The organism is Ectothiorhodospira shaposhnikovii (genome assembly GCF_016584105.1).
In the GTDB taxonomy this organism is placed as follows: domain Bacteria; phylum Pseudomonadota; class Gammaproteobacteria; order Ectothiorhodospirales; family Ectothiorhodospiraceae; genus Ectothiorhodospira; species Ectothiorhodospira shaposhnikovii.
In genome coordinates this window covers 19,627-27,778 of the sequence record NZ_NRSM01000038.1, presented here as the reverse complement: position 1 = coordinate 27,778, position 8,152 = coordinate 19,627, and the positions used below count along the sequence as shown (strand labels likewise).

The 8,152-nt window shown below is 59.7% G+C and carries 12 protein-coding genes; all 12 read left to right on the top strand.

Annotated elements, in window-relative coordinates:
* The first annotated feature begins 291 nt into the window (after positions 1-291).
* The 12 genes from CKO35_RS15860 to CKO35_RS15805 all read left to right on the top strand — a co-directional run bounded on the left by CKO35_RS15860 (position 292) and on the right by CKO35_RS15805 (position 7,891).
* Positions 292-540 (top strand): hypothetical protein, encoded by a 249-nt coding sequence (locus CKO35_RS15860; RefSeq protein WP_200177090.1) that lies wholly within the window; start codon positions 292-294, stop codon positions 538-540.
* Positions 541-556: 16 nt separating this feature from the next.
* A complete protein-coding gene (locus tag CKO35_RS15855; protein ID WP_200177089.1) occupies positions 557-1,462 on the top strand; it encodes a hypothetical protein in 906 nt (301 codons plus the stop codon).
* A 132-nt stretch (positions 1,463-1,594) separates the two neighbouring features.
* A complete protein-coding gene (locus tag CKO35_RS15850) occupies positions 1,595-2,317 on the top strand; it encodes a PH domain-containing protein (RefSeq protein WP_200177088.1) in 723 nt (240 codons plus the stop codon).
* Complete coding sequence (locus tag CKO35_RS15845; protein ID WP_200177087.1) at positions 2,314-3,201, top strand: PFL_4669 family integrating conjugative element protein; 888 nt, start codon at positions 2,314-2,316, stop codon at positions 3,199-3,201. Before CKO35_RS15850 ends, CKO35_RS15845 begins: the two co-directional genes overlap by 4 nt.
* Before the next feature lie 106 nt (positions 3,202-3,307).
* Positions 3,308-3,739, top strand: coding sequence for a hypothetical protein (locus CKO35_RS15840; RefSeq protein ID WP_200177086.1), 432 nt, complete (start codon positions 3,308-3,310; stop codon positions 3,737-3,739).
* Between the two features lie 74 nt (positions 3,740-3,813).
* Positions 3,814-4,188: a single-stranded DNA-binding protein gene (locus CKO35_RS15835; RefSeq protein WP_200177085.1), complete on the top strand. Its 375-nt coding sequence runs from the start codon at positions 3,814-3,816 to the stop codon at positions 4,186-4,188.
* Complete coding sequence (locus CKO35_RS15830) at positions 4,178-4,459, top strand: hypothetical protein (RefSeq protein WP_200177084.1); 282 nt, start codon at positions 4,178-4,180, stop codon at positions 4,457-4,459. The genes CKO35_RS15835 and CKO35_RS15830 overlap by 11 nt, the downstream gene beginning before the upstream one ends.
* Positions 4,456-5,115 (top strand): EAL domain-containing protein, encoded by a 660-nt coding sequence (locus CKO35_RS15825; RefSeq protein WP_200177083.1) that lies wholly within the window; start codon positions 4,456-4,458, stop codon positions 5,113-5,115. The genes CKO35_RS15830 and CKO35_RS15825 overlap by 4 nt, the downstream gene beginning before the upstream one ends.
* The gene (locus CKO35_RS15820; RefSeq protein WP_200177082.1) at positions 5,100-5,399 is read left to right on the top strand and encodes a hypothetical protein; all 300 of its coding nucleotides are present in this window, start codon (positions 5,100-5,102) and stop codon (positions 5,397-5,399) included. Before CKO35_RS15825 ends, CKO35_RS15820 begins: the two co-directional genes overlap by 16 nt.
* A 47-nt stretch (positions 5,400-5,446) precedes the next feature.
* Positions 5,447-5,692 carry a hypothetical protein gene (locus CKO35_RS15815; RefSeq protein ID WP_200177081.1) on the top strand — a complete coding sequence of 82 codons (246 nt, stop codon included), beginning with the start codon at positions 5,447-5,449 and terminating at the stop codon, positions 5,690-5,692.
* Positions 5,689-7,725 carry a DNA topoisomerase III gene (locus tag CKO35_RS15810; protein ID WP_200177080.1) on the top strand — a complete coding sequence of 679 codons (2,037 nt, stop codon included), beginning with the start codon at positions 5,689-5,691 and terminating at the stop codon, positions 7,723-7,725. Before CKO35_RS15815 ends, CKO35_RS15810 begins: the two co-directional genes overlap by 4 nt.
* Positions 7,715-7,891: a hypothetical protein gene (locus tag CKO35_RS15805; RefSeq protein ID WP_200177079.1), complete on the top strand. Its 177-nt coding sequence runs from the start codon at positions 7,715-7,717 to the stop codon at positions 7,889-7,891. The genes CKO35_RS15810 and CKO35_RS15805 overlap by 11 nt, the downstream gene beginning before the upstream one ends.
* The last annotated feature ends 261 nt before the right edge of the window (positions 7,892-8,152 follow it).

Genomic DNA, 8,152 nt, shown 5'->3' with positions numbered 1-8,152 from the left:
TGCCGGTGGCTGCCCGGGATCAGGGGGGGGTGCGACTCGCACCCCCTGTCCTATCTACCGGAACCGGCCCGGGATCCAGGGGGGTGCCAGTGGCACACCCTGCCGGTGGCTGCCCGGGATCAGGGGGGGGTGCGACTCGCACCCCCTGTCCTATCTACCGGAACCGGCCCGGGATCCAGGGGGGTGCCAGTGGCACACCCTGCCGGTGGCTGCCCGGGATCCAGGGGGGTGTGCCCCGGGCACACCCTGCCGGAGACTGCCCACATCACCAATCTCACCAGGAGCTATCCCATGGACCACAGCAACATTCTCAATAACCGAGCCCAGCCCATGAGCGACCCTGAGTTGGGCGCGCATACCTGTCCCGGCAAAGATGAGCTGGTCTTTGCAATGCGGGATCGCCACCACACCTTTTCCCTGGATCTCACGACCATTCTGCAGTGTCTGGAAATTGCCGAGCGAGAAGGGGCTGTGCCTGAGCTGCCGTCTGAGTGGTGGACACAAATCAGGGGGTGTTACACGATTGTGCGCACTGACTGACTCAAGGAGGGAAGCCATGGATGTCTACAAACTCAGACCCGGGGAAACAGGTCAGCGAACGATCAGCAAGACGCAATTCGAAGCGGATACGCTGTGCAAACCGCCGTGGTATCAGTTCAACCGGCAAGGAAAGAAAGTTCAGTTCGCGGTGTGCCCGGCCTGCGACAATCCCATCCAGATCATCGGCCTCTATCACCTGCCCCCCCGGGTCAACAGACCCTTCGGCAGACACCTGGCCACCGGGGGCGAAGACCTGGCTCCGCATGATCCGGAGGCCAGGGAAAACTGCCCCTTTTTCAAGCCTCGCCCCCACCAGAAAACCGACAGAAAGCAACGTCTGGATGGCCTGCCGCTGAAGATACTCCAGACCCTGATGACCCAGTTTGATCGAGTGGTCTACCTGATTCAGAAGGAAACCGGCCTGGTCTTCTCCACCGCCATGCTCCGGAAGATGCTGGATACCTATCGTGCGGAGAAAGGTTACCTCTATACAGGCGCCACCCTGACAAACATCCCATGGGTGTTTGCATACATGACGGACTCCCAGCCGCTGTTCATGCAGAAGATTACCTCGGAAGCCCTGCGGAATGCCGTCCGCAGCCATGTTCCTGCTGCCAGCATCACCGATGAAGGGCGCATTTCCCGGGGTTCAGCTCCGGACGGACGCAAACGATTCTTCACGCTGGACCTGTGTTTCATCAAACATCAGATGAAACGGGACGGTGAGGATGGAGCCCTGACTGAAGCCATGGACATGGTGATCTCCATCGAGAATCAACAGGTGATTTATCGGAAGGAGATCGTCTTCAACCATGAGTATTTCCAGAACCTCATCCAGCTGCCCGACGCCAGATCCAGCAGACGGCCGGCCCTGGTGGATCTGGCCAGGGAGCACCTGGGGCATCTGTGTGACACGCGATGAAAAATCCGTACCCTGCGCAAATACCGTTTTCTGATGAAAGATGACGCGTCATCAAGGAAGATGCGGCCTCATGCAAAGGCCGTCAGCGGTTCCTGCTGCTGACATTTCTAACAGCCGGGAGCACAAAAGCCCATGGTGGATACTTCCTCATCCCATCCCGCCCGCATCGTGGACTGGCCTGCTGCCGGTACATTTGCCGAGGCGGCACGGTTGCGTGACCTGTTGCTGAAGGAAGCAGGTCACGGCTACATGGTGATTGAAACACCGGATGGCTTCCGGATTGCCAGGACCCTGCCGGCGGATCAGCAGGCCATGGCTTTACCATCTCGCCCCCTAGTAGCACCTCTCACCCTGCGGCCCGCCTGGCGCAATGGCTGGCTGCAGGGTGTGTTTACCACACTGTCTTTGGCTGGGATCATCATGGCCGATGAACTGACGGTGCGCATGCTCATGTACTTTCTGGGTCGCGACGGAACGGCCCGGCTGATCAGCAACCTGCCTTTCGATCCCAGCTGGATAATGATTTCGATCTGTCTGCTGATCGGAGCCGGATCACTGGTGCAGTGGATCTATCAGCGTTATGTGAGAACCTATCGCATCACCTCTGATGCCGTGGAAGAATGTGTCGGCATCATCGCCAGAGCCACACGTAAGGTGCAGCTTCAGCATGTGCGCTCAGTGGGTCTGAGACAGTCCATTGTTGGGCGCCTGTTTGGTATTGGTGACCTGGAGTTTGCTTCAGCAGGGACCGGTGAAATTGACATCCGTTTCCAGGGTATCCGTCATCCCGCACGAATACGCCAGACGATTCAACAACTGATGAACCAGGCATCACAACACGGAAATTCCCGATGAGTGATCAAGACGACGAAAAGCCCCGGAAACGGGAGCTTCCCTACCATGCCGATCCGGCAGTGGATTATCGTTCGGCATCAACAAGCCCCGGGGGATTGCGCGGCCAGGCCGAGCTCCTGGTGCAAACCCGTTATGCCCAGAAACTGGTGGTTGGCCGAGGCAAGTATGAGAAGGACGATCCACCGGCGATCATCGGTCTGATTCGATTCGCAATGCTGATGCGCAGGCTCTGGGATGCCAGTGAACTCGATGATCCCTATGCCGACTGGTATCTGCTGCAGACACAGGAAAACCTGGAACATGGGCATGAAGAACTCAAACATCTGAAGCAACAGATCGAGCAGCGCCTGCAGGGCGTCCAGGGCGTTCAGATCACTGTCGCCGAATCCCATGAGCCGGTGCGTATTCCACTGCATTTTGCCAACCCCTATGGCTACATGGGAGCCTATCTGATTTCCGACTATGATCAGTTCGCCCGGGCTGTTCTGACGGCCAGGCACGTGGGACTCCTGTCTCGGGATGAGAGTGAACGGATGCTGCATCAGAATGGTGGGCGACTGGTGAGGCGAGCGTTTTCATCGGCCCAGGGATTCAAATACTGTGGCGTCACCCGGGATGACATGGCAGCCAACAATGCCAAGGCACGCGCCGCGATCGAGGCCATGGGAGAACTGCCGCAGGAGGTTTTGACCGGGGAGCTACGGCCGAGGATCAGGCCTGAGCATAGAAAGAAGGACGCTCGGAAGCGACTGGAACGACTGGAACGGATCAAATTTTTAGCTTCCTCGGGAACCAGGGCCTTGCCGAGCCGAAGATCGGGTGCCGGGAAGTCTGAGGCAGAACCAGACGGTAACCCGCCCGGTGATGATAACGACGCTGGATAGATAAAGCAGGAGGGGCGCGGACTAGATAGAAGACTGTGCCGCCTGACTAGATAAATTCTCTAAAGGGCCCTTTATTACCCTTTAAGGGTAAGGGGTGATGGTACCGATGGCTACTCCGACAAAAATTCAGATCGTCCCGCTGGGAGAGGCACGCAGAAAGCTGGCTGTCGCGGAACAGGAGATGGCAAGCGCCTTGGATTCCATGCGCGAGCTGATCCGTGAATGGAAGTCCGTATTCAAGAAACCGCCCATGAATCTCTCCATCCACAACTATGGCGGGGGAATATCTCTTCGGTGGCGGAAGCGTGCCCCTTGTGCCGCGCTGCAGAGTTATCTGACGCTGACGAAAAACGCTGACCATGAACTCCGGGAGCTTCCGCCCAAGGCGAGGGTTTATGTCTTTGAGATGGACCGGAGAATTGCGACAGTGAATTTACACTACAGGCTATCTCTGAGTGAGCGGGACAAACTGCGTAATTACATAAACCACCTGGAGGAGATAACAGAACTTGAGGAGAAAATGACGACTGGAAAATAAACCATTTCCAGTGGTCCGATAGCGGTTCACATGGTTTCCTTGATCACGCTGGATGTGTGAACAAGGAGACCGCGATGAGTGCTGAATTCAAAGGCAGTGGCAACCTGGGAAGTGCTCCCAATACGCGCAAGGTGCCAGTGGATGGTGAAATAAAAACCGTCACTGACATCCGCGTCTTCTTTGATCGCTCCGTACTTCAGGATGATGGCACCTATGAAGAGGACGGCGGTTTCTGGTTGACCGTCACCACTTGGGGAAAGCTGGCTGAGCATTGCGCGCGGGTCTTGCTCAAGGGCATGCGGGTGCGGGTGGAAGGCAAGCTGCGGGAGCACAGCTGGGAATCAGAAGAAGGCCCCAGAACTGAACTGCGCTTGACCGCCACCCACGTCACACTGGAGCTTGGCCGGGTGGAATCTGTTCAGTTGCGAGCCCGGGATCATGAACGCTAACGCGCCCAGGCCGCATGTCCGTACTCCGCTGGAGCGGCAGGTGTTATTGGTACTGGAAGAACTGCGCCAGCCCGCCACATTGTCCTGGATCGCCCGTCGAATCACTCTCACCCGGCATGAGTCCCGTGTACGCCTGGCGCTGGAGTCCCTGGAATCACAGGGTATTGCGCGCTTCACGGGGGAAGGTGGATGGATGCTGGACCACCGCACTCCCTGCCCGGGCCTGACCCGGTCTCCGGAAGATCGGCAAGCCAGGAGGGCTGGGGCATGACCTCTCTCAGCTATGCGCTCGAACCGGTCGTAGGTATTCGCAGCGGCAGTCAGTGGCCGATTCTGGGCATGGAACTGCTCTATCGAGGGAACGGCACCCCACCGGATGGGGTATTGCTGGAATGGCTGGGACAGCATCGGCTGACTACCCATGAGCTGCATCTCAACCTCGACACCCCCACAATCCTGTTGATTACCGACCGCATCATCTGCGCGGCCGCACGGCGACACCACCTCGTCATTGAGTGGACCGAAAAACCCTGGATGGACCGGCGCACCCAGTATGAGGCAGGACGCCGGCTGGCTGAGTGGCGAGTCAATCATGGGCTTCGGATCGCCCTGGACGATCTGGGTGACGGCATGGATGGGCTGGGACGTCTGTCCGCCATTCCGGGGGGCGCTGACATGGTCAAGGTGGCGGGCCCTCTATTCCACCTGACCCGGGATTGTCCGGATGCACTGAGAGTGCTCCAGGGGCTCCGGCACTGCCTTCCCAGTCGCACGCTGCTGGTGATGGAGTGGATCGAGACCCGTCAGGACCTGGCTACGGCCAGGGGCTTGGCCAGTGCGGGGCAAGGCCGATTATTTCCTGCGTTCAGACGGGATTTACCGCTCACGATGGATCGCAGTGGAGGTCGCCCATGCCCAGGCATCTGACGGTGGTGTACACCATCCATGACGACGCACTTTTCGAGGATGAACAGCAGAAAATTTTCGAACGTTTCCGTCAGTCCGCCTGCCCGTGCAGCGAGGCGGAACCCTGGACGATCACTGCCGTGTCAAGTGATCACGAGATCCGCCGTCTTGAGTTGATCGAGCAGGCTCTGGAGCAGGGGGATGACCGCACCGAGTTGATAGCGAGGATCCTGGGGCAGATCGATATCGGGAATGCCGAGGATCTGCAGGCGCTGCAGGGTACCCCGGGGGTATTGCAGTGCTGAGATCTGACAGAACCCCTCCGTTGTTCCGCCCTGAGTCCGTGGCTGACATGCTGCGTGCCTTGCAGGATTGGTCAAATATCGTAGGCGAGATACTCAACGTGGAGTTGAATTACCCCGAGGATAAGGAGCGCCTGCAAAACCTGCGCGACAGACTGGCTTCGGGCCCACACCGAGTGATGGCCGCCAATGAGCCATTGCAGTTTGCGGTGGTTCAGGCGGCCAAGGATGCCGGAAAGTATGTTCCTGACCTTTCCATCAAAGACCTGGAACACCTTTGGAGGGCTGACTCATGAGTCGGCTCTGGCTGTGCGAGAAGCCTTCTCAGGGGCGCGATATTGCCCGGGTGTTGGGTGCAACCCGCAAGGGGGATGGTTGCCTGCAAGGACAGACAGACACGGTGACCTGGTGTTTCGGACACCTGCTGGAGATGGCATCCCCAGATCAGTACGGTGACGCCTACAAACGCTGGTCCCTGGATGCGCTACCCATCCTGCCGGAGCAATGGCGCCAGGAAGTGAAGGCCAGCGCCCGCAAGCAGTTCAAGGTTATCCGGCAACTGTTGGGCCAGGCCACGGAGGTGGTCATCGCCACGGATGCGGACCGGGAGGGCGAGATGATCGCCCGGGAAGTCCTGGATGCCTGCCGGTACCAGGGTCCGGTGCGGCGACTCTGGCTGTCCGCCCTGGACGAGACCAGCATCCGCAAGGCACTGGCCAATCTGTTGCCTGGCGATAAGACCTACCCCCTGTATCTGGCAGGCCTTGGTCGCGCCCGCGCCGACTGGCTGGTGGGCATGAACCTGACCCGGGCCTATACCCTGCTGGGTCGCCAAGCCGGCCATGAGGGCGTGCTTTCGGTCGGCCGGGTACAGACCCCGACGCTGCGCCTAGTGGTTGATCGAGACCGGGACATCGAGGCCTTCGTGCCCAAGCCATTTTGGGAAGTGGTGGCGCAGGTGGGCCACCCCAATGGAGGCTTTGTGGTCCGCTGGGTGCCGCCGGAGACCGTGGCGGATGCCGAGGGCCGCTGTGTCAGTGAATCCACGGCCCGCCAGGTGGCGCAGCGATTGTCCGGCGCTGTTGCCGCGGTGGTGAGTGTCGAGACCGAGCGGGTGCGGGAGGCTGCGCCGCTGCCACTGGATCTGGGAACCCTGCAACAGGAGGCGTCCAGGCGCTGGGGCATGGGTGCCCAGGAGGTCCTGGACTGCGCCCAGGCGCTCTACGAAAAGCACAAGGCCACCACCTATCCGCGCACCGATTGCCCGTATCTGCCCACCTCGCAGTTGAGTGAAGTGGCTCAGGTCATGGCAGCACTGGTGCGGTCGGACCCCGGCATCGGGAATCTGGTACAGGGTGCGGATCCCACCCTCCAGTCCAAGGCATGGAACGATACGAGGATCACGGCCCACCACGCCATCATTCCAACCACTGCACCGTGTCGAGTGGACGCCATGAGTGACTCGGAACGGCTGATCTACGATCTGATCCGGCGGCGGTATCTGGCGCAGTTTTATCCCCGCCATGAGTTTGACCGGACCGAGGTGCTGATTCAGGCCGGCGAGGATCAACTCAAGGCCACCGGCAGGCAGGTGGCGGTCGTGGGCTGGCGATGCTTGTTCAGGAAAGAGGATCGGGAGCCAGAGGAGCAGGTCCTGCCCCCTCTGGCCCGGCATGATCAGTGCCGGGTGATTCAGGCAGAGGTGGTGGCGAAAAAGACCACACCGCCACCCCGTTTCACGGAAGGGACGCTGATCGCAGCGATGAAGCATGTGGCACGTCTGGTGGAAGATCCGCGACTGAAGAAGATGCTCAAGGAGAACTCGGGCATCGGTACCGAGGCCACCCGGGCCGGGATCATCGAAACCCTGCTGGCACGGGGATTTCTGGTCAAACAGAAGAAGCATCTCGTGTCCACGGACACGGCCCGAGCCTTGATCGATGCCCTGCCGGCACCGGTCAAGGACCCGGCGACTACCGCTTTGTGGGAACAGGCCCTGGATGACATCGCCCAGGGCCGTCAGGATCTGGGCGGGTTCCTGAACCAGCAGACCCAGTGGGTGAATGTCCTGGTGCAGCGTGTGCAGTCGGCTGCCAGGTCCGGTGGGGCCGGTGTCATTGCCCAGGGGCAGGTGGCAAACCCCTGCCCCGCCTGTGGCAAATCTCTGCGGCGACGCAAGAGTAAAGACGGGTTTTTCTGGGGCTGCAGCGGGTATCCGGAGTGCCGCCAGACCCTGCCGGACAGTCGTGGCAAGCCGGGGAAAAAGCCATCGGGCGCCCATCGCCGCAACACGTCCGATCACCGGCAAGGGGCTGACCGTGAACGATGATGATCTCAGGGCCTTGTGGCCGGACGGCACGATGTGTGAATTATCTGAAATCGAAGAAATGCTCAGTTTCATGAGCGACGACTATCAGGTGGTTCGTATCACGCGCTATGCCCAGTCAGGAGAACCCCTGGCCTGGGAAGATACCCGCCGATATTGCTCGAAATAGCTGGCTACAGTTCAATGGGGTGACGGTGGTCAGAATCGGTTGCCAGGCAACCGTCCTGCCAGGGACGCCATCGTCACCCCACCCTTTTGATGAACATGGAGCACGTCATGTGACCGGTCATCATTCACACCCATCGAGGGCCTTGACATTTCGGGGACGCCTTGTCTATACAAGTAGTATTACCCTGGCGGCGAGGTCATCGCCGTGCCCTTCAAGCATCTACGGATTCGGCAGAGGTGCGTGGCTTGCGAGCCTGAATCC

Coding starts and splice junctions, on each gene's coding strand:
- CKO35_RS15850 (WP_200177088.1), top strand. CDS start 1,595: ATGGTGGATACTTCCTCATCCCATCCCGCCCGCATCGTGGACTGGCCT.
- CKO35_RS15815 (WP_200177081.1), top strand. CDS start 5,447: ATGCTGCGTGCCTTGCAGGATTGGTCAAATATCGTAGGCGAGATACTC.
- CKO35_RS15810 (WP_200177080.1), top strand. CDS start 5,689: ATGAGTCGGCTCTGGCTGTGCGAGAAGCCTTCTCAGGGGCGCGATATT.
- CKO35_RS15835 (WP_200177085.1), top strand. CDS start 3,814: ATGAGTGCTGAATTCAAAGGCAGTGGCAACCTGGGAAGTGCTCCCAAT.
- CKO35_RS15830 (WP_200177084.1), top strand. CDS start 4,178: ATGAACGCTAACGCGCCCAGGCCGCATGTCCGTACTCCGCTGGAGCGG.
- CKO35_RS15825 (WP_200177083.1), top strand. CDS start 4,456: ATGACCTCTCTCAGCTATGCGCTCGAACCGGTCGTAGGTATTCGCAGC.
- CKO35_RS15845 (WP_200177087.1), top strand. CDS start 2,314: ATGAGTGATCAAGACGACGAAAAGCCCCGGAAACGGGAGCTTCCCTAC.
- CKO35_RS15820 (WP_200177082.1), top strand. CDS start 5,100: ATGCCCAGGCATCTGACGGTGGTGTACACCATCCATGACGACGCACTT.
- CKO35_RS15860 (WP_200177090.1), top strand. CDS start 292: ATGGACCACAGCAACATTCTCAATAACCGAGCCCAGCCCATGAGCGAC.
- CKO35_RS15840 (WP_200177086.1), top strand. CDS start 3,308: ATGGCTACTCCGACAAAAATTCAGATCGTCCCGCTGGGAGAGGCACGC.
- CKO35_RS15855 (WP_200177089.1), top strand. CDS start 557: ATGGATGTCTACAAACTCAGACCCGGGGAAACAGGTCAGCGAACGATC.